Source organism: Pseudomonas sp. AC172, assembly GCF_979258595.1.
In genome coordinates, this window is record NZ_OZ409868.1 from 1,190,564 (window position 1) to 1,217,315 (window position 26,752).

Below are 26,752 nucleotides of genomic sequence, written 5' to 3' on the forward strand. Positions count from 1 at the left end.
AATCCCTTGTGGGAGCGAGCCTGCTCGCGAATGGGGGCAACTCGGTTTCAAGGGTGCAGCTGAAGACGCTTTCGCGAGCAGGCTCGCTCCCACATGGTCGGTGTTTTGCCAGATGAAGAGGTAGGGGAGTGCTAGATGAACAGGATCATCAACATCATCGGTATTTGCTCGCTGGCCATGGCCGGGGCGTTGCTGACGCTGAGTGAGATTGCGCTGGCGCAAACGGGGGCCGGTCAGACGCTGAATCGCGATGGCGTGGCGGTGGCCTTCAACCTCAAGCCACTGGCCGTTGACGGCAAGCTGCGCGAAGGCGAATTCGCCGATGTGCAGTTCCGTGTCACCGACAGCGCTTCCGGCCAGCCTTTGTCCGGCGTGGCCCCGGGCGCTTGGGTCGATCCGCAAGCCCTCGCCGCGGACCAGGCTCAGGGCCGCGACCAGAGCTGCAAAGCCCGGGTCGGGGTGTTCCTCAAATCCAACATCGGCGCGCGGCCGTTGCTCGACCTCAACAGCTATTTCCTGCTGGTGATGAACCGCGACGCGAGCATCGCCGTGGTCGATCCGTCGGTCTCGGTCGGCGGCATCACCAGCACCCTGGCGCGCATCGAACTCAAGCAACCGCCGATGGACTGGGTCACGCCCAAAGACAACAAACGCGTGTTCGTCTCGATGCCGACCGCAGGCGAAGTCGCCGTCATCGACAGCGAACAATTCAAAGTCATCGACTCGATCAGCGCCGGCAAGCAACCGTTTCGCGTCGCGCTGCAACCGGACGAACGCCTGTTGTGGGTCGGCAACAATGCGAGCAAGCCCGAAGACTCCGGCGTCACGGTGATCGACAGCCAAAGCCTCAAACCCCTCAAACATTTACAGACCGGTGCCGGCCACCACGAAATCACCTTCAGCAAGGACAGCCGCTTCGCCTTCGTCAGCAACCGCGACGACGGCAACGTCAGCGTGGTCGACATCGCCACTCTGAGCATCGTCCAGCAGATCAAAACCGGCTCTCACCCGTTGTCCGTTGCCTACTCACCACTGTCCGGCGCGGTGTATGTGGCCGACGGCAAGGACGGCACCGTCACCGTCATAGACGCCAGCACCCACGCCATTCGCCGGGTACTCAAACTGCAACAAGGCCTCGGCCCCATGGGCTTCAGCGCCGATGGCCGCTTCGGCGTCGTGCTCAACACCGTAGAAAACCGCGCCACCGTTATCGATGCCGCGACCAACAGCGCGATCCATGATCTGGACGTCAGTGCCGAACCCTACCAAGTGGTGTTCACCCAGGCCTACGCCTACATCCGCGGACTGGCTTCACCGAAAGTCACCATGCTCAACCTGTCCTCCCTCGGCGAGGGCCGCCAGCCGATCAGCCAAGGCTTCGAAGCCGGCCCGCAAGCGCCGCGTATGGCCGGGGATTTACCGCTGGCCTCAAGCCTGGCGGTCTCGCGCGACGACAACGCAGTGTTCGTGGTCAACCCGGTCGACAACACCACCTACTTCTACGCCGAAGGCATGAACGCGCCGATGTCCGGTTACCCCAACCGTGGCCAGATCGCCCGCGCCGCCATGGTTATCGATCGCAGCCTGCGCGAAGTCTCGCCGGGGCTTTACAGTGCGCGGGTGAAGCTACCGGCGGCGGGGCGCTTCGATGTGGCGTTCCTGCTCAATCAACCGAACATCATTCACTGCTTCACCGCGCAGATTGATCCTGACGGCAAACCGCAAAAACACTTCGGCCAGCCGAAGGTTGAGTTCCTCCTCGACAAGACTGCCGTGGCGCTAAACGACCCCTACGTCGTGCGCTTCCGCATTGTTCAAGGCAAAGACAAAACCCAGCGCAGCGGCGTCAAAGACGTGCAACTGCGCTACTACCTCGCGCCCACCTCGCACCCCCGCGAAGTGGCGGCGCTGGAAGTCGCCGACGGCGTGTACGAAGCGCCGATCACTCTCGACCGCAGCGGCGCCTGGTACCTGCATGTGCGCGCGGCCTCGCTGGGCGCCGGTTTCGATGACAAGACCTTTGCCAGTGTTCGGGTTACCCCCGGCCAGGCCCGTTGAAGAGGAGTTTCGACATGAACCGATTTGCATCCACTGGCCTGCTGACCCTGTGTCTGTTGAGCCTCGGCATCCAACAAGCCCAGGCCCATTCGGCGGACGAACACGCTGGGCACAAAGCCTCGGCCAGCAACACCCAAGAACACGCCCAGGTGAAATTCGCCAACGTGCCGCTGCTCGACCAGAACGGCAAAACCGTGCGCCTGGAACAGGATCTGGTGCAGGGCAAAATCGTCGTCATGAGTTTTATCTACACCAGTTGCACGACGGTGTGCCCGGTGGTTTCGTCGATCATGGGCAAGGTACAAAAACAACTCGGCGCGCGGGTCGGCAGCGAAGTGCAGTTGGTCTCAATCAGCATCGACCCGCAACGCGACGACCCGAAACGCTTGCAGGATTACGCCCGCGCTTTTCAGCGTGGGCCGGGCTGGAGCTGGCTGACCGGTTCGCCACAGTCGATCGCTGAAACACTCAAGGGCCTCGGCAGTTTCAGCGGTGACTTCAAGAATCACCAGCCGTTGATCCTCGTCGGCGACGGCAACAATCGTCACTGGATGCGCTATTACGGCTTCACCGATCCGGCGCTGCTGGCCAAGGAAGTGGAAAAACTCAGCGGCCTGCGCACCCACGCCAAACACACCGCCATCGCCATGGAGCAACAGCCATGAGACTGCTCGACTGGATCTCCCTGAGTGTATGTTTCTGGATCTTCAGCAACGTCGCGTTCGCCCACGAAGGCCATGCCCCTGAGCCGACAACAGCGGTTGCCGCCGCGCCGGCCAAAGGCACTCACGACGCGAAAACCTGGTTCACTGACACGCCGTTGCAGGATCAGAACGGCGAGACTTTGCGCTTCTACAGCGATGCGCTGCAAAACCGCATAGTGCTGCTCAACGTGATCTTCACCCGTTGCACCGATGCCTGCCCGCTGATCACCCAAAAGCTCAAGGAAGTCCGCGAGCTGTTGGGCGACAAGGCGCCAGGCATCACCTTCATTTCCCTTACCAGTGACCCGCTGCGCGATACGCCGGCGGTGCTCAAGGCTTACAGCTTGAAGCAGGGTTCCGATGACCCTCATTGGCTTTTTCTTACCGGCGACAAGGCGCAAATGGACCTCGTCTTGAGTCGCATCGGCCAGATCGTGCCGACCCCCGAACAGCACTCCACGCAGTTGATCGTCGGCGATGTCGCCAATAAACGCTGGAGCAAGATCCGCCCCGACGCCCCGGCCGCCGCCATTGCCCAGCGCCTGCAGTTGCTGACAATGCCTGTGGCCGGTCGTTGAGCCCGCGCCATGAAACGCTGCCGCGTCCTCACCCTGATCCTGCTCGCTGGCGTCAGCCTTGGCGCGGGCGCTGCGCCGTTGACCCCAGAAGAAGCGGCGGGAAAGCGCCTGTACCGTCAGGGCTTGTCGGCCAGTGGCGAAGCGATCATGGCGCGGGTTGGCGCGGCGGATGTGTTGCTGCCAGCGACCAGTCTGCCGTGTGCCAATTGTCACGGCGCCGACGGCCTCGGCCGACCGGAAGGCGGGATACGCCCGCCGCCGCTGAACTGGGCGCGACTGACCAGCACTTACGGCCAGCAACAGGTCAACGGGCGTAGCTATCCGGCGTACACCGAAAGCACGCTGGCGACCGTCATCGAGCAAGGCCGTGACCCCGGCCACAATCGTCTCGATCCGAGCATGCCGCGCTTTGTGCTGTCGATGAAAGATCAGCGCAACCTCATCGCGTACCTTAAACGCCTCGCCGACGAACGTGATCCGGGCCTCGATGCCGAGACCTTGCACCTGGGCACCTTACTGCCCAGCCAAGGCCCTTTGGCCGAGGAGGGCGCGACAGTTGCAGCCGTACTCAACGGCAGCGTGGCGCGGATCAATCAGGCCGGTGGCATTCACGGTCGGCAACTGCGCTTGACGGTGATCGATCCCGGCCCGGATCGCGCCAGCGCCGAGCAAGCCCTGCAACAGTTGATCGAGCAGGAACAGGTGTTCGCTTTGGTCGCGCCGTTGGCGCCGGCCCTCGACAGCGAACTCGGGTCGCGCCTGGAACAGGCCGGTGTACCGCTGATAGGACCGATGTCGATCCTCGGCACCCTGCCGGCCAGTCCGCAGATTTTCGAGCCATTGCCAGGATTACGTGAACAGTTGATCGCGCTGGCCGACTACGCCACGGCCAGCCTGCGCGTGCTGCAAGGGCCGACGCTGATTGCTTATCCCGATGACCCCGCTCAAACGCTGGCTGCGCAAAACCTCGGCCAGTATTTGCAGGATCACGGCTGGCAGAAAGTCCATCTGCAAGCCTACGACCCGGCGGCGGACGCGCTGCCGCTGGGCTCGCGCTCAGTGTTCTATCTGGGCAATGGCGGTGGTTTCAGTCGTCTGGCGACGCGGCTGCACAGCGCCGGTCAAGTGCCGTATCTGTTTGCCGCTTCAAGCCAGGTGGCCGGTGATCTGCTGCAAGTGCCCGACGGATTCACCCGACGGGTGTTTCTCGCCTATCCATTCGTGCCGAGCGACTGGACCCAGGCCGGGCGCATGGCCCTGACGTTGCTGCGCGAAGGTCAGGGCCTCGGTGCGCAACACGCGGTGCTGCAAGTCGGCGCCTTCGCCTCGATGCTGTTGCTCAGCGAAGGCATGAAACAGGCCGGCCGCGACGCCAGCCGCGAAAAACTGGTTACAGCGCTGGAAGGCCTGCACGACTTCGACACCGGCCTGACCCCGCGCTTGAGTTTCGGCCCCGGTCGGCGTCTGGGCTTGAGCGGCGCGCACGTGGTCACCGTGGATTTGCCCGATCAGCGCTTTTATCTGGTCGCACCCTATAAACCGATTGCTGCCAGCCCCTGAACGGAGGACCCGAACATGAAAGTCACAACGCTGATCTTGCTGCTGACCTGTTGGCTGCCGCTGGCGTGGGCCAACAACGAACCGGCCGTGGCGCGAGTCAACGGCGAGGAGATTTCCGGGTTTCGCTTTGAGCGCTTCTTCGCCGAATACCTGGAAGATCAGGGCCGCGCCGTGGCGAGCATTCGTAGCCCCAGGGCCTATAAAGAGCTGCGTCAGGCAGCGCTGCAAACGTTGATCGACAAAGAACTGCTATGGCAGGAGTCGCAAAAACGCGGCGTGCAGATTGACGATCAAGTGGTGCGCGAGCAAATCGAGCAAACCCGCATGGCCATCGGCGGCGCGGATAAATTCGTCCGGCGCTTGCAGGACGCCGGTTTCGATGAGGCATCCTTCACCGAGTACACCCGCCGCGAACTGGCGGCGCAGCAGATGTTCGCCGAGCTGATCCGCGCTAATACCTTGCAACCCCGCCACCTGCTGATCCGTGTGCCCGCGCAAGCGGATGCAGTCACAGTGGCTCAAGCGCGTCTACGCTTGATGCAAATGCGCGCCTCGATTGTCAGCGGGGCGAGTTTCGCCAGCGATCCGGTGCGTTCACCGTTCGGCTGGCATGTGATTTATTTGCCGAACCACTTGGAGGTCGCCGATGTCCCAGATTTGCAGGGGCTGGACACAGTCAGGGCAGAGCTCGCCCGACAGCAACAGACCCAGGCTCGTCGCCAAGTGCTCGCGCAATTACGGGTGCAGAACAGGATCGAACGAATTGACGACGACTGAAGGTTCCCCCCCAATAGTGGGGAATGGCTTCGATGCCCATTCAGGTGCTTCCCCGTTTCTGGGGAACGGGGTACCAGGACGAGCGGGCATTGTCATTAAATTCAAGGACATGAAAAGGTAAAATTACCGGCACTCAGCCTGGCATGAAGTGTGCGTTACCGATGGTAAGGCGCACTCTCAGGGCGGGGTCATCGGACCTGCTGTTTCAAGGAGTCGACCTTGGTTAACAAAGTACTGGTTGTCGAAGACGAACAGCTGCTTGCACAGAACCTTCAGGATTATCTGTCAGCGCAGGGGCTGGACGTCGCGATTGCACATGACGGAGCGACGGCTATCGGTTTGGCCGAAACCTTTGCCCCCGACGTGCTGGTGTTCGATTACCGCTTGCCCGATATGGAAGGCTTTGAGGTGCTCGACGCGGTCCGCCAGAACAGGACGTGCCATTTTGTGCTGATAACGGGTCACCCGACCGCTGAAGTCTGTGAGCGGGCGCGGCAACTGGGGGTCAGCCACATCCTGTTCAAACCGTTTCCCTTGGCGGAACTGGCGCGGGCGGTCTGCGACCTTCTGGGCATAAAGCGTGAAGCGAAACCCGGTGCGAGCCCTTCCGAAGGGTTTGTCGAACGACGCCAGAGCAGGACCGAGAGCTTCCCGTTGCAGTTGTACGATGGCAGTTGGGTGTTGGCGGATCGGCGACGACAGTTGCACGCCATGGCACCGGACGACGATCAAATGCTCACCGGGGAGTAATGGCGCGAACAGACGTTCCGGCACTTGCCGTCAAGGTTTGCCGCGCCGACAGGGCTCTAAGCCCCGGTTGGAGAGCAAGCCATGGAACGTCTGTCCGTTGTCGTCGAACCGCTGTTGGCCGAAAGCGCCCCAGAGCGTTTTTCCAGTGAATACTTTTCCAGCGAGCAGTTGTCCCAGGCCCGGGGGCGGGCCGCCACTTCCGGCGAACGCGTCCTCGAATCCCTCGGCGTACTCTGTGAACTGGCGCCGATGCCGTTCATTCACACTCTCGGCGCCACCCTGCATTACCCGGTGCTCGATACCGACAGCCTGTTTGCCGCGACGCCGGTATTCGACCGGGTCACCCTCGCACAATGCCTGAAACGTGAATTCATCCTGCTGCGCCACAACGAAGAAGTCATCGGCGTGTTTGCCGACCCCTTCGACCCGGCACGGCTGGCCTGGATCGACGACTGCCTGCACGGCGCGCCGCTGTATCTGGTGCACGCCGATGATCTCAAGGCCTATCTGGCGCGCCACGAAGAAAGCTTTCACGCCGTCGAATCGTTGAACGCTCAGGGCGATACCCATCACGAAATCGACACCCTGCAAAGCCTGTCGCTGACCAGCATCAGCGAAGATGCCAGCAGCGTGGTGAAGCTGGTCAACTCGACCCTCTACGACGCGCTGAAAATGCACGCCAGCGACATCCACCTCGGCACCACCGGCAACGGTCTGGTGATCAAGTACCGGATCGACGGCGTGCTCAACAACATCAGCAAAGTCCAAGGTACGGAGTTCTCCGAGCAGGTTATCTCGCGGGTCAAGGTCATGGCCGAACTGGACATCGGCGAGAAACGCGTGCCGCAGGATGGTCGTTTCAAGATCGGCATCAGTGGCCGCCAGATCGACTTTCGTGTGTCGATCATGCCGAGCATCTTTGGTGAAGACGCGGTGCTGCGGGTGCTGGATAAACAAGACCTCGCCGACAAGGTCTGCGGCGTGCAATTGCAGGCCTTGGGCTTTGAAGACGAAACCCTGCGCCAGTTGCGTCGCCTCGCCGCCGAACCCTACGGCATGGTGCTGGTCACCGGCCCGACCGGCAGCGGCAAAACCACCACGCTGTACGCGATGATCACCGAGATCAACCACGGCGTGGACAAGATCATCACCATCGAAGACCCGGTCGAATATCAATTGCCGGGGGTGCTGCAAATCCCGGTCAACGAGAAAAAAGGTCTGACCTTCGCCCGAGGCTTGCGCTCGATCCTGCGCCACGACCCGGACAAGATCATGGTCGGCGAAATCCGCGACCCGGACACCGCACAGATCGCCGTGCAATCGGCGCTCACCGGCCACCTGGTGTTCACCACCATCCACGCCAACAACGTTTTCGACGTGATTGGCCGCTTCACCCAAATGGAAATCGACCCCTACAGCCTGGTCTCGGCGCTCAACGCGATTCTCGCCCAGCGCCTGATTCGCTTGGTGTGCGCCAGTTGCAGCGCGCCGGTCAATCCGAGCGATGAAGAGTTGCGCGCCTCGGGCCTCGATCCACAGAAAGTCGATCACTACCACTTCGTCCACGGCAAAGGCTGCGGCCACTGCCGGGGCAGCGGTTATCGCGGGCGCACGGCGATTGCCGAGCTGCTGCACCTCGACGACGAACTGCGCCAGATGATCGTCGAGCGCCAACCGATCACCCAAATCAAAGCCCTGGCCTGCGCCCGTGGTTTGCGCCTGCTGCGCGAATCGGCGCTGGAGCTGGTGGAACAAGGTCGCACCACGCTGGAGGAGATCAATCGTGTCACATTTATCTCGTGAGCGTTTTGTCGCCGTGCTCGGCGCCAGCGGTGTTGGCTTGGGTCAACGGCGCGGCAGCGACACCCTGTGGCTGGGCAGCGTCGGGTACATCGACGAAGGCTTCCAGAGCTACGCGGTGGCGCTGGACACCCTCGATCGCCTGCTCGGCGAACACGCCCGCGCCGGTGCCGAACTGAGCGTGGTCATCTCCGGGCACTTCAGCCGTTTCTGTCTGGTGCCGTGGAGCGCGCAGATCAGCAGCCCTGAGGAACTGCGCGGTTTCGCCCAACTGTGTTTCGAAGACCTGTTCGGCGCGCCGACTCAAGCCTGGAGCCTGGTGCTGTCCGCCGAACCTGCCGGTTACGACCGCATCGCCAGCGCTTTGCCGCAAGACTTGCTTGAACGCTTGCGGGTGCTGGTCAGCGGTCGCGGTTTGCGTCTGCGCTCAGTGCAGCCGTACCTGATGGCGGCGTTCAACCGTTTCGACAAAAGCCTCGATGCCGGCGACTTCCTCTTCGTCGTCGCCGAGCCGCAACGCAGTGTGTTGTTGCTGGCAAGGGAAGGGCGCTGGGCCGGCGTGCGTTCGGTGGGCGGCAGCGACAGCGACGTGGCACTCAGCGCGTTGATCGGTCGCGAACGGCAGTTGCAAGCCTCGACCAGCGAACGCGGGTTCAACGTGTATCTGCATGCCCCGGCGCGCCTCGATGCGCATCCGGACGTGGCGGGTGTGCAACTGCGCACCCTTGAAGACGCCTCGATGACCGTGCGTGACGGCTTGTACGTCATGTCCCGGGCGGTGGCCTGACATGCGCGCGCTCAATCTCGACTTTCAGCCACGGCCACGTTCCGGCCCGTTGGGCTGGACCTTGCTCGGCGGTGGTGTGCTGCTGGCGCTGCTGTGCTTCGGCGTGCAACAGCACCTCGACGCGCACACCGAACAGCAACAGGGCCATCTGCAAACCACTCAGCGCCAGCTCACCGGCGACAGCGGTGCCAAGTCCACCCTGAGCCCGGCGGAAACCCGTGAGCAAGCGGCGAACCTCGCCGAGATGCGCAAGGTCTCGCAGCAATTACGCCGGCCGTGGGAACGCCTGTTCGCCATGCTCGAAGCGATGCCGCGTGATGACGTCGCGCTGCTGACCCTGACCCCGGATGCGCGCAAAGGTCAGGTACGCATCAGCGCCGAAGCCCGGGATCTGCAAGCGATGCTCGATTTCCACAAACGTCTGGAAGCCAGCGACGAGCTGTCCGACGTGTCGCTGTTGAGCCACGAAATCGTCGTCAAATCGCCGGAACAACCGGTGCAGTTCAACCTGTCGGCGACCTGGGAGATGGGCGATGCGAATCCCTAGACTGATCGTCCACGAATACCTGCAAGGCCTCGGCGTTCCGGGCCTCGCCGGGTTGGCGTTGCTGCTGGTCGCCATGGCTTGGGCACTCGGTGGTTTGCTGCCGGGCTGGCAATCGTTGCAGCACTTGAGCCAGCAGACTCAGGAAGCCAGCGAGTACCTGGCCAAGGTTGAAGACGGCAGCATCGCACCGCCGGTGGTGCCGCAACGTCAGCTCGACGACTTCCGCAACAAACTGCCGGCGCAGCCGCAAGCCACGGTCGCTATCGACCGCATCTACGCCCTCGCAGCGCAAGAGCACATCACCCTGGCGCGCGGTGAATACGCGCTCGGCGTCGACCCGAAAACCCATCTGGCGCGTTATCAGATTCTCCTGCCTGTACGCGGCAGCTACCCGCAACTGCGCCGCTTCGTGCACGCCTTGCTCGGTCAGTTGCCAGCGGTGGTGGTGGAAGACCTCGAGCTGCAACGCAAGAAGATTGGCGACACCGACCTCAATGGCCGGATCCGTATGACCCTTTACCTGTCGAGGTCGTGATGAATACCAAGCGCGTGACAGGGTGGGTAGCGTTCTTCGGCGTGGCGGCCGCGCTGGCGTGGTTGCCGGGGTATTTCTCGCCGAGCGAAGACGCCGATTCGAACGAAGTCGCCGTCGCCACACCGGGGAAAACCCGTGGCGCGCTGCCGGCCAGCACCGCCAAGGCCAAGGATGCGCCGATCAAGGACCTGAGCCCGGCCGGTGATCTGTTCGCCGCCAAATCCTGGAAGGCCGCGCCGACACTGGCCACGGTCACCGAACAAGCGATCAACCCGGCCACAGTGGTGCAAGCCCCGAGCCTGCCACCGGTGCCGTTTCAGTTCGTCGGCCGGCTGCATGACCGCAGCGACCTGCAAGTGTTTTTGCAGAACGGCGAAAAGATCTACGTCGTGCGCAACGGGGATGTGATCGACGACACATGGAAGATCACCGGCATTTCCGATGTGGAATTGAGCCTGGTTTACCTGCCTTTGCATTTGTCGCAGACCTTGTCTGTGGGGAGTACGCAATGAACCGTTCCCGTTTGCTGATGAGCCTGGGCCTGTGTGCCGGGCTGGCCGCGTGCAGCACTGCGCAGGTGGCCAACAAGGAAGCCGCCGACCTGATTGAACAGGGTCAGTACGAGGCGGGGCTGGCCCGGATCGAGGAAGGTCTGCGTGAAAATCCTCGCGACACCGAATTGCATTTGCTGCTCAACAGCGGCCGAGCCAAGGCGATCACCGCGCTGCTGACTTCCGGCGACACCGATCGCTCGCGCCGCGACTTCGCCTCGGCGCGTATTGCTTACGCACGCGTGCTGACCATCGAGCCAAACAACCGCCGCGCCCAGGATGCCCTGAAGCAGATGGATTATCTGCGCAGCATGGACGAAAAACTCGAGCTGGCCCGTGGCGACCTGCGTCGTGGCGATATCTACGGTGCGGATCGTCAGGTCAAACAGATCCTCGAACTCGACCCGAACAACGATGGTGCGCTGGAGCTGCAAGGCAACATTCGTCTAGTGCAGAGCCGCAATGTGATTGCCTATCCGCAACTGCGCACCAAGCTCGATCGCCCGGTAACCCTGGAATTTCGCGACGCCAACCTCAAGACCATTTTCGAAGTGCTGTCGCAGGTCGCCGGGCTGAATTTCATCTTCGACAAAGACCTGCGCCCGGACATGAAAGCCACAATCTTTGTGCGTGACGTGCGCATCGAAGACGCGGTGACCCTGCTGCTGCAACAGAACCAGTTGCACCAGAAAGTGGTGAACGAAAACACCTTGCTGATCTACCCGGATTCGCCGCAGAAAGTGAAGGATTACCAGGAACTGGTGATGCGCACCTTCTACCTGACCAGCATCGACGCCAACACCGCGCTGAACATGGTCAAAACCATGCTCAAGACCCGCGACGTGTTCGTCGACGAACGCCTCAACACTCTGACCATGCGCGACACCGAAGACGCCGTGCGCATGGCCGAGAAACTCCTGCAATCGCAAGACCAGTCCAACCCGGAAGTGGTGCTCGAAGTGGAGGTGATGGAGGTCGCCACCCAGCGCATTCTCGACCTCGGCCTGCAATGGCCGAGCACCTTCGGTGTGGTCAACTCCGATGGTTCGCCGGTCACGCTGCTGGGGCAACTCAAGGGGATCAACTCTGACCGCATCTCCATTGGCCCTTCGCCGCAAGCCAAGATCAACGCGCAGGACAACGACATCAACACCCTCGCAAGTCCCGTGATTCGCGTCAGCAACCGCGAGCAGGCGCGCATTCACATTGGTCAGCGCGTGCCGATCATCAGCGCGACTTCGGTGCCGTCGACGCAGGGGCCGGTGATCACTGAAAGCGTGACCTATCTGGATGTCGGTCTGAAGCTCGAAGTGACGCCCACGGTGCATTTGAACAACGAAGTGGCGATCAAAATTGCCCTGGAAGTGAGTAATGCCACACCGCTGGAACCGACCCGCCAAGGCACGATCCCGGTGCAGGTCGATACCCGCAACGCGCAAACCTCGCTGCGTCTGCACGACGGCGAAACCCAGATCCTCGCCGGGTTGGTGCGCAACGACCACGGCGCCACCGGCAACAAGATTCCCGGCCTCGGTGACATTCCCGGGCTGGGCCGCTTGTTCGGCAGCAACAAAGACACCATCGGCAAATCGGAACTGGTGCTGTCGATCACCCCACGGATCGTGCGCAACCTGCCGTACCAGAGCCCGTCGGACATGGAGTTCTCCACCGGCACTGAAACCAGCATGCACATCCAGGCACCGGATCGGTCGCAGAGTTACGTGATGCCATCGCCTGCCGCGCAACCGCGTGCCGTCGGTGAATCGGCCGTGGCCACCACCCGCGTTACTGTCGAGAAGCCTTGATCATGAACGCCTCCCAACGCGGTTTCACCCTGATCGAAGTCGTGGTGACGCTGGCCCTGATCGGCCTGTTGGCGAGCATGGCCGCGCCGCTGACCGAGACCCTGGTGCGGCGTGGCAAGGAGCAGGAATTGCGCAACGCGCTGTATCAGATTCGCGACGGCATCGACGCCTACAAACGTGCGTTCGATGCCGGCTACATCGAGAAGTCGCTGAACAGCAGCGGCTACCCGCCGAACCTGAAAGTACTGGTCGAAGGTGTGCGCGATGTGCGCAGCGCCAAAGGTGCCAAGTTCTACTTTTTACGCCGCATCCCGCGCGATCCGCTGGTGCCGGCCAAACGTGATGACGAAGGGGGTTGGGGCGTGCGCGCCTACAACAGTTCGGCTCAAAACCCGCGCGATGGCGAGGACGTTTTCGACGTCTACTCCCACGCCCGGGGCAAGGGCCTCAACGGCATCGCCTACCGCGAGTGGTGAACCTCATGCGCCGGGAAAAAGGTTTTACCTTGCTGGAGCTGATGGTGGTGATGGCGATCATCGCCACGCTGATGACCATCGCGCTGCCGCGCTACTTCAACAGCCTCGAAGCGTCGAAGGAAACCACGCTGCGCCAGAGCCTGTCGGCGATGCGCGAGGCGCTGGATCACTTTTACGGTGACACAGGCCGCTACCCGGATTCCATCGAGCAACTGATCGAACAACGTTACCTGCGCAACGCGCCACTCGATCCGATCACCGAACGCAAAGACCAGTGGGTGCTGATCGCGCCACCGGACGGTGTTGCCGGTGGCGTGGCCGATATCAAAAGCGGTGCTACCGGGAGGGCGCGTGATGGCAGCCAGTATTCCGAGTGGTAATCGCGCGCAGCAGGGTGGTTTCACGTACCTGGGCGTGCTGTTCCTGATTGTGGTGATGGGCATGGGCCTGGCCAGTGCCGGCGAATTGTGGTCGACCGCTTCACGTCGTGACCGTGAGCGCCAATTGCTCTGGGTGGGTACTCAATACGCTCAGGCACTGCGCAGTTACTACCGCAGTTCGCCGGGGCTGGCGCAATACCCGAAAGAGTTGGTGGATCTGCTTGAAGATCAGCGTTTTCCCGAGGCGAAGCATCATTTGCGTCAGCTCTATCCGGACCCGATCGGTCAGGGTGAATGGGCGCTGCAACGCGGGTTCGACGGGCGCATCACCGGCCTCAACAGTCCTTCGACCGAGCTGCCGTTGAAGCAGGCGGACTTCCCGACGCAGTGGTCGGATTTCGACGGCATGCAGCGTTATTCGGATTGGCAGTTCGTCGCCGAAAAAGCCTTTCTTGAGGGCACCAATGGCCCAGCGAAAGGCCAATCGAATTTGCCACAGGCGTTGCAGCCATGACTCGTCAGTGGTGGTGCGCGCTGGTCCTCACCGCTGTGGCGTGCTGCGCCAGCGCCGGTGAAGAAGACGAAATGATGGGCTTCATCGTCGACGACACGATCTCGCACATCGGCCACGACTTTTACTACTCGTTCAGTGAACGTTTGCGCGACACCAGCCGGATGGATTTCAACCTGGTGGTGCGTGAGCGGCCCGACGCGCGCTGGGGCAGCCTGGTGACCGTGGAATATCAGCAACGCCTGGTTTATCGGCGCTTCCTGCCGCCGAACACCGTGGAACTGAAGGACGAGGCCTACGCGGCCGCCGACTGGGTTCGACGCCAGGTTGTCCAGCGCAAGCTGGAGGCTCTGTTGCAGGACACCACCGACCTTGAGAAGGACGAACTATGAACAGCACAACGTTCTCACGGCGCAGCGGATTGTGGATCTCGGGGTTGTTGATCGGGCTCGCCAGCGCTGCCGCTGTCCAGGCCACTGAACTGGTCTACACGCCGGTCAATCCGTCGTTCGGCGGCAACCCGCTCAACGGCACCTGGTTGCTCAACAACGCGCAGGCACAAAACGATCACGACGACCCGGACATCAAGAGCCGCTCGGCGGTGGCCGGCACCTCGGCGCTGGAGCGCTTCACCAGTCAATTGCAATCGCGGCTGCTAGGGCAGTTGCTGGACAACATCTCCACCGGCAACACGGGGAGCCTGTCCACCGACTCTTTTATCGTCAACGTCATCGACGACTCCGGGGCACTGAGCATTGAAGTGACCGATCGAGCGACCGGTGAGGTTTCGGAAATCCAGGTGAACGGCCTCAACCCATGACGGGCTGACGGTTCCGGGGAGTGATGGACATGAAAAAAATAATCGCGTTAGGGCTGCTGTTGGCGACATTACAAGGGTGCAGTCTGCGTGAGCCGATGTCGGCCGAGCAGGACACCGAAACCCCGACCCTGACCCCCAGGGCCTCGACGTACTACGACTTGCTGAAGATGCCGCGACCCAAGGGGCGGTTGATGGCGGTGGTGTACGGCTTCCGTGATCAGACCGGGCAGTACAAACCGACGCCGGCGAGTTCGTTTTCCACCAGCGTGACACAAGGCGCGGCGTCGATGTTGATGGACGCGATGCAGGCCAGTGGCTGGTTTGTCGTGCTGGAGCGGGAAGGGCTGCAGAACCTGTTGACCGAGCGCAAGATTATTCGCGCGTCGCAGAAGAAGCCGAATACGCCGGTGAATATTCAGGGTGAGCTGCCGCCGTTGCAGGCGGCGAACATGATGCTTGAGGGTGGGATCATCGCTTATGACACTAACGTGCGCAGCGGTGGGGAAGGGGCGCGGTATCTCGGGATTGATTTGCAGCGTGAGTATCGGGTGGATCAGGTGACCGTGAATTTGCGTGCGGTGGATGTGCGCAGTGGGCAGGTGTTGGCGAATGTGATGACCAGCAAGACGATTTATTCGGTGGCGCGCAGTGCGGGGATTTTCAAGTTTATCGAGTTCAAGAAGTTGCTTGAGGCTGAGGTTGGGTACACGACCAATGAACCGGCGCAGCTTTGTGTGTTGTCGGCGATTGAGGCGGCGGTGGGGCATATGGTGGCGCAGGGGATTGAGCGGCATTTGTGGCAGGTGGCGGGGGACGCTTCTGTGCCTGGGCAGGATGATGTGTTGAATCGGTATTTGAGCCAGAACAAGGTGGATCCGGAGGCGGAGTGAACGTGGCGGCCTTCGGGCCGACCAGGTTCTTGCAGAGGTTGGCGGGGCTGATGATATTGAGAATGTCCCCAAAACCTGTGGGAGCTGGCTTGCCAGCGATGGCGGCCTTACAGCCGACCAATCTCTGGCAGATGTACCCAGTTCCAATTGTGGGAGCGAGCTTGCTCGCGAAGGCTTTCTGTCAGGCGGTAGGGTTCTTTCTGATTGAGTACATATCCATTCCTGCGGCAACGGCCACCTAGGGTTTCGCCCTGACGGCGACTCACTTTTTTTACAAACGCCTAAAAAAAGTAAGCAAAAAAACGCTTGCTCCTGCGTGCGGCCCGCTCGCTGGGGCTCGGGGTTCCTTCGCTCCGGGACCGCTCCGGGCGCAGCGCCTACGGTTTGCTTCGCTGCACCTCCTCTCGCTGTGTTTGGCTGCGCCAAACGGTCGCTGCGCTCCCACGCCCGGATCAATCCCTCCACTCAGCCTTCCGACGTCGCCCGTGGGTCAAGATCAAGAGCAGGCGAGCTGACACTCGGCCTATTGAGTGGTGAGGAGCACAGCGTGGTCGGCTTTGGATTTGTGGTGGATTCGCCCCTCACCCCAGCCCTCTCCCGAGGGAGAGGGAGCCGATTTTTGGGCCTTTCAAAATCTGAGTTCAACGCGGTATCGCACGTCGGCGTACCTCTACCAAACCACTCGGTCAGTCCCCTCTCCCTCTGGGAGAGGGCTAGGGTGAGGGGCTCTTGCTTCAACGCTTCAAAACCTGAATTCAGCTCGGTATTTCACGTCGGCGTACCTCTACCAAACCACTCGGTCAGTCCCCTCTCCCTCTGGGAGAGGGCTAGGGTGAGGGGCTCTTGCTTCAAAGCTTCAAAATCTGAGTCCAACTCGGTATTTCACGTCGGCGTACCTCTACCAAACCACTCGGTCAGTCCCCTTTCCCTCCGGGAGAGGGCCAGGGTGAGGGGCTCTTGCTTCAACGCTTCAAAACCTGAATTCAGCTCGGTATTTCACGTCGGCGTACCTCACCCAAACACCTCGGTCAGTTCCCTCTCCCTCCGGGAGAGGGCTAGGGTGAGGGCTGCGATCTGAAGTGTGTTTAAAGAAGTGTCTGAATCGACGGAACCTTCCCACAAGGTTTTCAGGTTGTCCGTCGGACGTCCGGTCTCTAGCCTGTGTTTGTCGCTGCCAATTCAGCGACCGGGCATGGAAACCCGAAGACACGAGAGAGCAGATACGCCTTTCATAACGTATGCTTGCGCACTTTCATTGTGTGCACTCTGTTATGGCGGTTGTGCGCGGGAGACATTCGTGTCTGCCGGGTTGCTCTCTCCCGGATTTCCAGCCTGCGTACAGCTGCCACCCATTTTTCCTGGAAGTCGAATGGGCCAGCTGCAACTATCAATGAGAGAGAATCACCATGAAAAAACCAACACCCAACCCCCCAGAACCAGACACCAACACCACATCCCCCTACGCCTCAGTCGACAGCAAAAAACTCCACGAAGCCGCCGACCGCGCCCTCGATTTCTACCTCAACCCCACCGCCCACATCATGTCCAGCGCCAACGAGCCGGAACCCATGTACCTCGCCAACCCCAGGTACAACACCGAATCCCTGCTGGCCAACGCCAGCGAAACCCTCGGCTCGGCCAGCGAAATGCTCATCAACTTCGCCGCCTCGCTGGAAACCTCACAGCGCAAAACCGCACTGGGCATCGCACAAGTCGTCATGCTGGGCGAACTGGCTGTCAATCAAGCGCTGGATCACTTAGAGCTGCAATCTTAAACAAGCCTCTGTGGCGAGGGAGCTTGCTCCCGCTGGGTTGCGAAGCAGCCCAAACCCCGCGAACGCGGTTTGCCAGACAAACCGCAATCAGCGGGTTTACGACGACTGCGTCGCTGAGCGGGAGCAAGCTCTCTTGCCAACAAGGAGGGCCTGTCTCATTAATTGGAATCAAGCCAAGATTAAATGCAAAGATCACCATTTAATATTGAACAGAATTGGACGGGGCAAGATACAGGCGGGATCGTGTTGAAAGAATTCAGCTCGTGATCTTTGTAATGGAATCGATGCATGGGCTTTATTTTTCTGATGTCGTCTACAACGGGTTGCATAGTGCAGTCGGCAGTTGTGAAGAGGTAGCCAAGTTCTCTGTCGGGTGTGGCAACGACTGCCTGTTTTTCGCTGATGGGAGCTACGCGTGTTCCAAATTTCCGGTTGTATATTCCGCATGCCTCTGCTGGCAGGTGGAATGAAGCACTGACCAAAGTTTCCCTCAGGCGTGTATTCATGGAGGAAAACAATGTGTCCATAGCACCTAGAAGTATCATTAGTGTATAGGTTGCGCCGAGCATTGCAGCGAAAGCAAGGTTGAAATTTCTTTTGATGTTATTGAAGGGGGTCGTATAGGAGTTTACATAGGAGGGTTTGTTTCTTTCGTTGTGAACGAAGGTTTTCATTAGTTTCGCGAGTACAAAAAAGTATGCAGGTAAGCTTGCATACATTCCGATATATAACCATAGCAACACGGTTCCAATGAGAATGAATGCCTTTTGTGCGCCCGGGAAATGGGAGGCGTCGACGTGGGTGTAGTTGATAATGGCATCCTCTGTCAGTGAGTTTGCCATTATGGTAAAAACGACTGTTGTAGCCGTTAGCACTATTTTCACTGTGCCGGAATGCTTTTTGTAGTACTCCCGAAGGTTGTAATGGATTGTGGCGAATATAATGGTGCTGGCACAAATGACGAGGAAGATTGACTGAGGGATTATCTTTGGTGGTCTGCTACCGCTTTCATGAATAAGTACCAGTACAACCAGGGATAAAATACTGAAAATGATGATGAATGCAAGGTAGTCGACAAAATACCAACGCTGAAGGCTCGAGATTAGTTTTATTCTGAAGTTGCGCGTCCATATTTTCTGGCCGGCTAACATTTTGTCTAGTTTGTAAAACGTCGCAATCGAAGCGAGAAATAATATCAAGATATAAGGCATCAACATCGGCTAATTCCATTTGGCAGGTGCTTCAATTTAACATTTTTGGATGTTCTAGATAAAGGCTATAGGCTGTTGCTATGTTTGGGGTGTGTTATCGGTTTTTGTGAATTGGCGGTGTGCCTAAGGGTGGCCCTGCCTCCACTCAATCGGCCTCGAAACCATTGTCTTTTGCCTTGATCAAGGCATGTATCTCGGCCATTACGTGTTCATGCGAAAGATTCGGGCGCGGATCATCGAGAGACGCTTGTACTTCCGCCCTGAACCAGCGGTCATAACTCGCAGCCTGTTCTTCAGGATCAAGATCCGAGACGACTGGGCACAGCGGGTCAATCATCTTTGGGTCGATCATGGCACCTCCGGGATCAATGCCTGGAAGTCTATTCGGTAAGGGGAATGTTGTCGTGGTTGTCTGGATGAGTTGCACGTCGGTCGAGCTCCGTAGGGTTCAGGTTGTCCCGAAAAATCCTAGTCCCTGCGCTTCCGACGGCCAACCGCCAGAGGTAGTAGGAAAACGTGCAGCTTTTCCAGAAACCATTCCTTTTTCTGTAGGATGTGGCTGATCTGAAGCTTTAAAGAACGCGTGTCGTTGATCGGTCCTACGGACACAAAAAAACCGCGACCCCCCTCACCAGAGAATCGCGGCCCATCAACACCCAACCCCTACTGCTGCAAAACCGTCGCCTGGTTAGCCGACCCGAACTGCTGAATATTCGCCGTCTGCGTAACCCCACTCTGATCGACATTGGCAATGTTCCCCGTCCCACCCTGGGTCACATACGCCACGTTCATCGTATCCGCCTGTTTAACCGTGATCATGTTGTCACTGCCATACAACTGCGCGGTATACGCCTGGTTTCCGGATCCCGACTGGTCAAACTCAGCACTGTTACCCGTGCCATTCGAAGAACCCTGCACCAGGTTGCCGGTGCCGCGCTGATCCGAGATCAAAATGTTGTCGCTGCCATTCTGATCAAAATACAGCTCGTTATACGACTCAGCCTGACTGACCGTGGTCTTGTTACCGGTCCCGGTCTGGTGCGTGGTCATCACATGCCCGACGCCATCCTGAGTGAAGCTGGCGATGTTGCCACTGCCTGCTTGAGTGACGGTCGCACGCTGGTTGCTGCCGAACTGCCCACCCGACTGCGGGCCTTTCCAGTTGCTGGCGTAGACCTTGTTGTCGTTGCCCACCGAGGTGGCACTGAGCGTGTGGCCGTCGCCGCTCTGATAGGTGTAGTGCACGTTGCCGTTGCCGACTTGGTAAAGCGCCAGTGTCGAGTTGACCGATTCAAACTGGTCGGCGTAGATCGCGTTGGTGTTGCCGACCTGGGTGACGGCGGCGGTGTTGTTTTCGCCGAAGCTTTGGTCGACCACGGTTTCGTTGCTGTCGCCGTATTGGTTGACGGTGGCCTGACTGGCGAGTTGCGAGTCTTGCCAGATTTCGCTGCCGTTGAGGTTGCCGAACTGGTTGATGGTGATGTTGCCGCCGGTGCCGTTGCGCTGGTCGCCGTAGGCGTAGTTGCTTTCGCCAGCCTGGTTGATGCCGATCTGGCCGCCGTTGTGGGTGACTTGTTCGGCGGTGCCGTAGTTGGCAGTGCCGTACTGAGTGATCACCGAGCTGTTGCCGCTGCCTTCATAGAGTTGTTCGATGTTGGCTTCGTTGCTGTCGCCGAACTGGAAGGTTTTGCCTTCGCTGCCGTTCTGCGAATCCTGATAGATGAACGAGAAGTTGCCCGTTCCTTGCTGTTGTTGCAGCGCGCTGTTCGGTGAGCCGAAGCCCAGCGACTGGCTGGCGTGAGCGGTGTTGAAGGCGCCGACCTGTTGTTGGGTGATGGTGGCGTTGTCTTCGTAAAGCTGTTCGGCGTATCCGGCGTTGTAGTCGCCGACCGCGTCCTGGGTGATCACGCTGCTGGCGTGGTCTTGCACGGCGGCGGCGTCGTTGCCCTGGCCCAATTGGGTCTGGGTCGCGGTGCTGAACGGCGCTTGGGTCTGTTTCACGTCGGCGATGTTGGCGGTACCGACCTGGCTTTGGTTGGACAGGCTGTCGTCGGCCATGGCCTGGGCACTGATCATGACCAGCAGGGCGGCGGTGAGGGGCGTCAGTTTGAACATGATTGAACTCTCCGATGATTTGCAGTGCTTAGCGATATTGCTTGACCGAAACGCTCATGCCGTTGCCCGACTGGGTCACGGCGCTTTGCAGCCCCGCGCCGGCCTGCTCGATGCTGGCGTCGTTGTTGTTGCCGTTTTGCGAAATCTGCGCGCGGTTGTGGCTGCCGTTCTGAGTGATCGAGGCGGCGTTGCCGGAACCGTTCTGGTTGATCAGCGCCATCAGGTCGCTGCCCTGTTGCAGGATGTACGCTTCCTGATTGCTGCCCGACTGCACGATCTGCCCGAGCAGCGACTGACCGTTCTGTTGCAGCAGGGCGACGTTGGCCTGGCCGAGCTGATCGATCAGGGCTTGCTGACCCACGGGTGGGGGCAGTTCGCCGAGGTCGCTGCTGGTCGGGGCCAGGTCGTCGTTGTCCATCAGGTCGTCGGCGCGCACGCCCGCACTGCTGCACAGCAGAAGCAGGCAAAGCAGGGCGGCGGTCGGCGTGTTCATGGCTCACATCCTGTCAGGCGTTAACCGGTTTCAATTCAGCCCCAGCCACCCGAAAGTGGCTGGGGGATCAGGCTTACAGCGTGGTCACCGAGACCGTGCGCACGGTGCCCTGGGACGAGCGGATCGTCGCGGTCGGGTTGGCCGATGGCACCACCGTCGTGTTGTTCAGCGTCAGCCGCCAGCGTCCGGTCACCGGTACGGTGGTGGTGCCGAGGGTGACCAGCCCGGTCGGGGTGGTGACCTGCACGGTGATGGTGTTGCCTGTGGTCACCGACGAGGTACCGGTGAAGTCCCAGTTGAAGCGTCCACCTGCTCGCGCCTGCACTGTTGAAGCCGTGACGGTGAAGGTTTCCGCCGCTGGCCGTGGCGAGACTTGCACCGTGACCGTGGCCGGCGTCGACAGGGCGCCGAAGCTATCCCGGGCGATGTAGGTGAAGGTCGTGGTGAACGCCGTGGTGACGGTGGCCGGTGGCGTGTAGGTGATCAGCGTGCCGTCAGTGCTGACCGTGCCGCGCCCAGCGGCCGGTTGGGTCAGGCTGGCGACGCCCAGCGGCACGTTGCCTTCCGGATCGGTGTCGTTGGCCAACACGTTGATCGGGATTGCAACGCCCAGAGTGGCGACGCTGTCGGCGACGGCGGTCGGTGCCCGATTCGGCGCGACGGTAATCGTCACGGTGGCCGGGTTGGCCGAGGTCAGGCCTTTGGCGTCCTGTGCTTTGTAGGTGAAAGTCGTGGTCAGCGGCGTGTTGACCACGGCTGGCGGCGTGTAGACCACAGCGGCGGTACCACTGAGGGCTACGGTGCCTTGGCCGGCCGCCGGTTGAGTCAACGCGGTGATGCCCAGTGGATTATCGCCATCAGGATCGCTGTCGTTGGTCAGCAAGCTGAGGGTGATCGGCACACCAAAACTGGTGCTGCCAGCATCGGCGTTGGCGATTGGCGCCTGGTTTTCACCGGTGTCCGGCGCAGTGCCGACCACGACGACAGCCTCGGTATCACTGCCGCCAGCGGCGGATTTCACCGTCACGGTAGCGGGTGGCTGTGTCAGGTCAGCGACGGTGATGCGCTGCAGGGTGCCGGTTTTTGACAGGCGTCCGTAGCCTTGAGCAACCATGTCCGGGATCGCCACTTCATCGGTCGATGTCGCTTCGATCAACAGGGTTTTGTTGGCCCAGTTGTAGCGCGCAGTCTGCACTTTCACCACGTCGGTGAGCTTGCTCGACACCGATGTCGGGCGTGTGGTCCCGGCCGGGTTGGTCGCGGTCACGACGACGATCGAAGGCAGCGTGCCGTTGCCCAGGCGCTGGCCGAAGAACAGACCGGTGTTGTCACCCGTCAGGCTGGTCTGGCATGGCGTCGGCGGAGGGCCGGGCAGCAGCGCTACGGTTTCACGGAAGCACAAAGTCGAGCTGGCGTCAGCCTTGGCAAACACTTCGGCACGCACGCCCGCCGAGGTGCGGCGATAGGTGGCGCGGTCGATGTCGACATGGGTTTGCTGACGGCTGTCGAGCACCTTGCCGGCGACGGTGAACAGGGTGGTCTGAATGGTGCCAGCGCCGGACGGCCCGACGATGCGTACGAAGTTGGTGTTGAACGGGCTGCCGGTCACCGCTTCAGTGAGGTTCGGATCGCCGACAAAGGTTTCGACGCCGCCGGTGTCAGGGTTCACTTCGGTGTAGGGGCCGTTGACGCTGCGCAGGAACGGTCCGATAGCGCCATTGAGCGTGCCGCTGAAATCGCCCGGCGCACCGATGCCGATGTCTTTGGTGATGTTGATTGCGCGGCGCCCTGGGGTGGTGACGTTGACGGTTTCGACGCCATACGGGTGAGTGATAACGTAGGTGCCGGCCACGGGGACGTTCACCCGGATACGGATCCGCGCGAAGCTTTGTTGATCGCCGTCAGCCGGGTTTTCCGAGGCGAACGCCGCTTCGATCCCGGCGACATACGCGTCCATGCCATAGCCGGCACCGTTGTTGGGGATCGTGGTTTCGGCGAGAAACCAGAAGGCTTCCGGCGGCCAGTTGTCGGGGAACACCATCGGCAGGCTGTCATCGAAGATGCCCGGTTCCGGCAGCAGGGTGCACATGTAGGCCGGTGGTGTGGTGACGCCGACGCGCGAACTGGCGGCGCGCGACTGGCACAGTTCCATCGACAGGTTATTGCTGTCCTGATACCACATCGGGAATTTCCCGGTGGCGAAGGTGTAGGGGCCGGGGTCGACGGCGGCGAGTTGCGCATAGGCACTGCCGGTCAGCGAGAGAGCGAGCCCGAGCGCGTTGAGCGCAAAGCGTGGCCACTTGTTCATGATGCCTCCTGATACGGATCTGGGCATGTGAGCGTTCATTGCACGATGACCACTTCTTCGGTGTCGCTGCCGCCGTTGGATGACGTCACGTGAACCTTGGCTGGCGGTATCGGCGAGATTCCGGTGGCCAGGGTTTTCACTGCGCCGTCGCCGCTCAGCGCACCGATGGCGGCGCCGCTGCCGGAGGTGCCGGTGAGTACCGGTGGCGAGGTTTCGTCACTGGTCGAGGCCACTACGGTGAGTTGTCCGGAGCTGAGGCTGTATTGGGCGCTCTGGATCACCACCAGGTCGGTCAGGGTCATGGGCAGGGTGGTCGGCGTGCTGCTGGCGATGGCCAAGTGGTTGTCGGCGGTCACTTGCAGGACGCTCGGCACGGTCGGGTTGGCCGACGATTGCGCGTACCAGGCGCCGGTGGAGTTGGCTTCGGTCATGTTCAGCACCGGGGTGAAACTGGTCACGGCGACGGTGCCCGGCGCTGGTGGTGCGAGGACAAAAACGTCCTGCTGGGCGACCGGTGCGCTGGTCCCCGCTTTTCGCGAGTAGGTGCTGCGCTGGGTGATCATCGGTGTAGGTCGAACCACGGTCGACAACTTGCCGGAGACCGCGAACGTAGTGGAACGCAGGTCGATCCCGCCGGGGCCTTCAATGCGCACGTAGTTGGTGTTGAACGGGCTGCCGGTGACCGCCTCGCTGAGGTTCGGGTCGCCGACAAATTGTTCGGCCGCGCCGCTCACCGGGTTGGTCTCGGTGTACGGGCCGTTGACGCTGCGCAGGAACGGGCCGATGTCGCCCTTGAGCGCGCCGTCATAAGTCTTAGGCGTGCCGATGCCGATGTCGCGAGTCATGTTGATCGCGCGGCGACCGGGGGTGTCGATGTTGAACACATCGACGCCGTACGGGTGGGTGATCACGTAGGTGCCGGCGGTGGGCACATCGACGCGAATGCGGATGCGCGCGAAGCTGACTTGATCGCCTTCCACCGGTTCTTCGGCGGCGAAGGCGGCTTCGATGGCGCTGACGTAGGTCAGGTCGATCCCGCGCGCCGCGTCGACGAGGGTGGTTTCACCGGTGAACCAGAACGCTTCGTCGGGGAAATTGGTCGGGAAGACGATCGGTTGCGCGTCGTCGAACACACCGGGGGTTGGCAGCAGCGAGCACATGTACGACGGCGCGCCGGGGGCGCTCGGTACGCGAGAACTGAGTGCTTTGGACAGGCACAGGTCCAGGGTGCGACCGTGGGTGTCCTGATACCAACTGGCGAAACCGCCGTTGGCCGGTGCGTACGGCCCCGGATCAACAGCGAACAAAGCGGCCTGAGCAATGCCCTGGGCCAAGGCGCTCACGACCAGGACGGTCGCGGTTTTGGACAGTAAAGGGTGCATGAGTTAATCCCTCTATCGAAGTACCTGCCCCTTGGGGATGGGTCAGTTGCACAGGGCCTGTACACCTTCCATGCCAAGGTGCGGTGGATGGGCGGGAGAGGGCCGGGGTAGAGGGGTTGGCAGGCGGGATGGTGAGATTTCCGGGCTGCGGAGAAAGGGCGTCATTCCCCAGGATTGGGGATGTTGGGGATGAAGACTGAATATCTGCCGGATGAAGAACCTGTGGGAGCGAGCAAGCTCGCTCCCACAGGGATTTGGGGTGGGTTTGGAAGGTGTAGATCGGGTCGATATCCCCGCAACCGGGCAAACCCCCAGCCGTGGGCTATAACCCTATAGGGACGTATCGGGAAGTCGCCACCATGAACATGCAGTCGAAATCGCTACCGGTCGAGGAGGGCAATCTACGGTTGGGCTCGCGCAAGCAGCCGTTCAACCTGCTGCGCTGGTTTTCGCTGATCAGCATGGCGGTGATCGGCACCGTGGCCGTGGCGCTCGGGACGGTGTCGACGCGGTTCGTGATTGAAGAAAGCGTGCAGCGCGATGCCTTGCTCACGGCACAGTTCATTCAGGCCATCGCCTCCGCCGAAGTGCGCCATGTGTCCATCCCCAACATCCGCACAATGGGCGAATTGCTCGATCCTCGACAGGACAAGGATTTTCCCGATGTCGACCCGCTGGCCCGGGCGGGCGCGCGGGGTGAGTTTCTCGATCACATCGAACACCTGCCGGACGTGATCCTCGCCAACATCTATGCGCCGGACCGCCAAGTGATCTGGTCGACCAACCCGGTTCTGATCGGTACCAGCATTCATGCCGACGAAGACCTCGATCGTGCCTTCAACGAAAAGATTCCGGTGTCGGCCAGTTACCACGACGTCGACAAGGCCCGTGAAGAGCAGAAGTTCGTCATCCCGCCGGATTACATCTTCATCGAGAACTACATTCCGCTGTTCGACGCCGAGGGCAAGAATGTCACGGCGATGGTCGAGATCTACAAGGAGCCCAAGGACCTTATCGCGCGCATGGAGCGCGGCTTGACCCTGATCTGGCTGGCCACCGCACTGGGCGGCGGGCTGATTTATCTGGGGCTGTACTGGATCGTCCGGCGCGCGGCGATTCTGCTTGCAGCCCAGCAAAAACAACTGATTGCCAACGAAACCTTTGTCGCGTTAGGCGAGATGTCCTCCGCCGTGGCGCACAGTTTGCGCAATCCGTTGGCGACCATCCGTTCCAGTGCCGAGCTGGCGCTGGAGTTCGATGCCGGTCCTGCAGAAAAGAACATCAAAGACATCATCGGTCAGGTTGACCGCATGTCGAAGTGGGTGCGCGAGCTGCTGCAGTCCCTGCGTCCGCTCAACGATGATCCGGAACCGGTCAACCTCGTCGCGACGCTGCACGAAAGCCTCGTCGCCTTCGAGCAGCAGATCGCCAGGGCCGGCGTGCAAGTGGTGTTTCATCCGCAGCAGACACCGATGGTACTCAGTCAGCCAGTGCAACTGATCCAGATCATCAACAGCCTGCTAGCCAATGCGCTGGAGGCGATGGACAAGGGCGGCACGCTGACCGTCAGCCTGGAACCGAGCGATGACGGTGGCGTGTGCGTGGTGCTCAGCGATACCGGCAAAGGCATGAACGAAGAACAACGCAGTATGGCGTTCCGGCCGTTTTTTACTACCAAGTCCGGTGGCCTGGGCGTCGGCCTGGTGCTGGTCAAAAGAATCATGGAGCGCTTTGGCGGCGGCGTGACCCTGGACAGCCGCGAAGGCGAGGGCACCACCGTTCGTCTGGCCTTTCAGCTTGTCCCATAAATCCACAAAATTTCTCTGAACTTCCCCCACCAGTGGGTGTCAAGCCCCGGTCACCGGGGAGTGGGGAAACCCACAGCATCCCCAAGTACCTGTAACAACTGGAAATAATTTATTGGCGCAGTAGTTGCAAA

At 60.7% G+C, this 26,752-nt stretch carries 26 protein-coding genes; 20 read left to right on the forward strand and 6 right to left on the reverse strand.

The window, feature by feature from the left end; translation table 11 throughout:
- Nucleotides 1–135 precede the first annotated feature (135 nt).
- The 19 genes from ACZ0A4_RS05450 (at nt 136) to ACZ0A4_RS05540 (ending at nt 17,304) form a co-directional block, all read left to right on the forward strand.
- Nucleotides 136–2,058 carry a YncE family protein gene (locus tag ACZ0A4_RS05450; RefSeq protein ID WP_463573454.1) on the forward strand — a complete coding sequence of 641 codons (1,923 nt, stop codon included), beginning with the start codon at nt 136–138 and terminating at the stop codon, nt 2,056–2,058.
- Between the two features lie 14 nt (nt 2,059–2,072).
- Complete coding sequence (locus tag ACZ0A4_RS05455; protein ID WP_463573455.1) at nt 2,073–2,723, forward strand: SCO family protein; 651 nt, start codon at nt 2,073–2,075, stop codon at nt 2,721–2,723.
- Nucleotides 2,720–3,340 carry an SCO family protein gene (locus tag ACZ0A4_RS05460; RefSeq protein WP_463573456.1) on the forward strand — a complete coding sequence of 207 codons (621 nt, stop codon included), beginning with the start codon at nt 2,720–2,722 and terminating at the stop codon, nt 3,338–3,340. Before ACZ0A4_RS05455 ends, ACZ0A4_RS05460 begins: the two co-directional genes overlap by 4 nt.
- Nucleotides 3,341–3,349: 9 nt before the next feature.
- The gene (locus tag ACZ0A4_RS05465; RefSeq protein ID WP_463573457.1) at nt 3,350–4,900 is read left to right on the forward strand and encodes a cytochrome c/ABC transporter substrate-binding protein; all 1,551 of its coding nucleotides are present in this window, start codon (nt 3,350–3,352) and stop codon (nt 4,898–4,900) included.
- A 15-nt stretch (nt 4,901–4,915) separates the two neighbouring features.
- The gene (locus ACZ0A4_RS05470; protein WP_463573458.1) at nt 4,916–5,677 is read left to right on the forward strand and encodes a peptidylprolyl isomerase; all 762 of its coding nucleotides are present in this window, start codon (nt 4,916–4,918) and stop codon (nt 5,675–5,677) included.
- 219 nt (nt 5,678–5,896) lie between these two features.
- Nucleotides 5,897–6,427 (forward strand): response regulator, encoded by a 531-nt coding sequence (locus tag ACZ0A4_RS05475; protein ID WP_034152602.1) that lies wholly within the window; start codon nt 5,897–5,899, stop codon nt 6,425–6,427.
- Between the two features lie 81 nt (nt 6,428–6,508).
- Nucleotides 6,509–8,230, forward strand: coding sequence for a GspE/PulE family protein (locus ACZ0A4_RS05480; RefSeq protein WP_463573460.1), 1,722 nt, complete (start codon nt 6,509–6,511; stop codon nt 8,228–8,230).
- Nucleotides 8,211–9,014 carry a hypothetical protein gene (locus ACZ0A4_RS05485; RefSeq protein ID WP_463573461.1) on the forward strand — a complete coding sequence of 268 codons (804 nt, stop codon included), beginning with the start codon at nt 8,211–8,213 and terminating at the stop codon, nt 9,012–9,014. The genes ACZ0A4_RS05480 and ACZ0A4_RS05485 overlap by 20 nt, the downstream gene beginning before the upstream one ends.
- A 1-nt stretch (nt 9,015) precedes the next feature.
- Nucleotides 9,016–9,561, forward strand: a complete 546-nt coding sequence (locus tag ACZ0A4_RS05490; RefSeq protein ID WP_463573462.1) for a PilN domain-containing protein — start codon at nt 9,016–9,018, stop codon at nt 9,559–9,561.
- Nucleotides 9,548–10,096: a GspMb/PilO family protein gene (locus tag ACZ0A4_RS05495; RefSeq protein WP_463573463.1), complete on the forward strand. Its 549-nt coding sequence runs from the start codon at nt 9,548–9,550 to the stop codon at nt 10,094–10,096. Before ACZ0A4_RS05490 ends, ACZ0A4_RS05495 begins: the two co-directional genes overlap by 14 nt.
- Nucleotides 10,096–10,608, forward strand: a complete 513-nt coding sequence (locus tag ACZ0A4_RS05500; protein ID WP_463573464.1) for a hypothetical protein — start codon at nt 10,096–10,098, stop codon at nt 10,606–10,608. Before ACZ0A4_RS05495 ends, ACZ0A4_RS05500 begins: the two co-directional genes overlap by 1 nt.
- Nucleotides 10,605–12,452 carry a secretin N-terminal domain-containing protein gene (locus tag ACZ0A4_RS05505; protein WP_463573466.1) on the forward strand — a complete coding sequence of 616 codons (1,848 nt, stop codon included), beginning with the start codon at nt 10,605–10,607 and terminating at the stop codon, nt 12,450–12,452. The genes ACZ0A4_RS05500 and ACZ0A4_RS05505 overlap by 4 nt, the downstream gene beginning before the upstream one ends.
- 2 nt (nt 12,453–12,454) lie before the next feature.
- A complete protein-coding gene (locus ACZ0A4_RS05510; RefSeq protein WP_053119085.1) occupies nt 12,455–12,928 on the forward strand; it encodes a type II secretion system protein in 474 nt (157 codons plus the stop codon).
- Nucleotides 12,929–12,933: 5 nt separating this feature from the next.
- Nucleotides 12,934–13,308, forward strand: a complete 375-nt coding sequence (locus tag ACZ0A4_RS05515) for a type II secretion system protein (protein ID WP_007919395.1) — start codon at nt 12,934–12,936, stop codon at nt 13,306–13,308.
- Nucleotides 13,283–13,822 (forward strand): type II secretion system protein, encoded by a 540-nt coding sequence (locus ACZ0A4_RS05520; RefSeq protein ID WP_463573467.1) that lies wholly within the window; start codon nt 13,283–13,285, stop codon nt 13,820–13,822. The genes ACZ0A4_RS05515 and ACZ0A4_RS05520 overlap by 26 nt, the downstream gene beginning before the upstream one ends.
- Nucleotides 13,819–14,211: a curli production assembly/transport protein CsgE gene (gene csgE / locus ACZ0A4_RS05525; protein ID WP_463573468.1), complete on the forward strand. Its 393-nt coding sequence runs from the start codon at nt 13,819–13,821 to the stop codon at nt 14,209–14,211. The genes ACZ0A4_RS05520 and csgE overlap by 4 nt, the downstream gene beginning before the upstream one ends.
- A complete protein-coding gene (locus ACZ0A4_RS05530) occupies nt 14,208–14,639 on the forward strand; it encodes a curli assembly protein CsgF (RefSeq protein WP_053119089.1) in 432 nt (143 codons plus the stop codon). Before csgE ends, ACZ0A4_RS05530 begins: the two co-directional genes overlap by 4 nt.
- Nucleotides 14,640–14,668: 29 nt before the next feature.
- Nucleotides 14,669–15,529: a CsgG/HfaB family protein gene (locus ACZ0A4_RS05535; RefSeq protein WP_463573469.1), complete on the forward strand. Its 861-nt coding sequence runs from the start codon at nt 14,669–14,671 to the stop codon at nt 15,527–15,529.
- Nucleotides 15,530–16,935: 1,406 nt separating this feature from the next.
- Nucleotides 16,936–17,304 carry a DUF6124 family protein gene (locus ACZ0A4_RS05540; RefSeq protein ID WP_463573470.1) on the forward strand — a complete coding sequence of 123 codons (369 nt, stop codon included), beginning with the start codon at nt 16,936–16,938 and terminating at the stop codon, nt 17,302–17,304.
- Nucleotides 17,305–17,483: 179 nt separating this feature from the next.
- Here ACZ0A4_RS05540 and ACZ0A4_RS05545 read toward each other — a convergent pair whose 3' ends face one another.
- The 6 genes from ACZ0A4_RS05545 to ACZ0A4_RS05570 all read right to left on the reverse strand — a co-directional run bounded on the left by ACZ0A4_RS05545 (nt 17,484) and on the right by ACZ0A4_RS05570 (nt 24,813).
- Nucleotides 17,484–18,521 (reverse strand): hypothetical protein, encoded by a 1,038-nt coding sequence (locus tag ACZ0A4_RS05545; RefSeq protein WP_463573471.1) that lies wholly within the window; start codon nt 18,519–18,521, stop codon nt 17,484–17,486.
- A 139-nt stretch (nt 18,522–18,660) separates the two neighbouring features.
- On the reverse strand, nt 18,661–18,867 hold the full coding sequence (gene relB, locus ACZ0A4_RS05550; protein ID WP_081265247.1) for a type II toxin-antitoxin system RelB family antitoxin: 207 nt from the start codon (nt 18,865–18,867) through the stop codon (nt 18,661–18,663).
- Between the two features lie 311 nt (nt 18,868–19,178).
- Nucleotides 19,179–20,630: a curlin gene (locus ACZ0A4_RS05555; RefSeq protein WP_463573472.1), complete on the reverse strand. Its 1,452-nt coding sequence runs from the start codon at nt 20,628–20,630 to the stop codon at nt 19,179–19,181.
- A 28-nt stretch (nt 20,631–20,658) separates the two neighbouring features.
- Nucleotides 20,659–21,123 carry a curlin gene (locus ACZ0A4_RS05560; protein WP_053119098.1) on the reverse strand — a complete coding sequence of 155 codons (465 nt, stop codon included), beginning with the start codon at nt 21,121–21,123 and terminating at the stop codon, nt 20,659–20,661.
- A 73-nt stretch (nt 21,124–21,196) separates the two neighbouring features.
- The gene (locus tag ACZ0A4_RS05565) at nt 21,197–23,431 is read right to left on the reverse strand and encodes an Ig-like domain-containing protein (protein ID WP_463573474.1); all 2,235 of its coding nucleotides are present in this window, start codon (nt 23,429–23,431) and stop codon (nt 21,197–21,199) included.
- Between the two features lie 35 nt (nt 23,432–23,466).
- A complete protein-coding gene (locus tag ACZ0A4_RS05570) occupies nt 23,467–24,813 on the reverse strand; it encodes a hypothetical protein (RefSeq protein ID WP_463573476.1) in 1,347 nt (448 codons plus the stop codon).
- Between the two features lie 359 nt (nt 24,814–25,172).
- On the opposite strand from ACZ0A4_RS05570, the gene ACZ0A4_RS05575 reads away from it, so the two are divergent.
- Nucleotides 25,173–26,621, forward strand: a complete 1,449-nt coding sequence (locus tag ACZ0A4_RS05575; protein ID WP_463573477.1) for an ATP-binding protein — start codon at nt 25,173–25,175, stop codon at nt 26,619–26,621.
- Nucleotides 26,622–26,752: the final 131 nt, after the last annotated feature.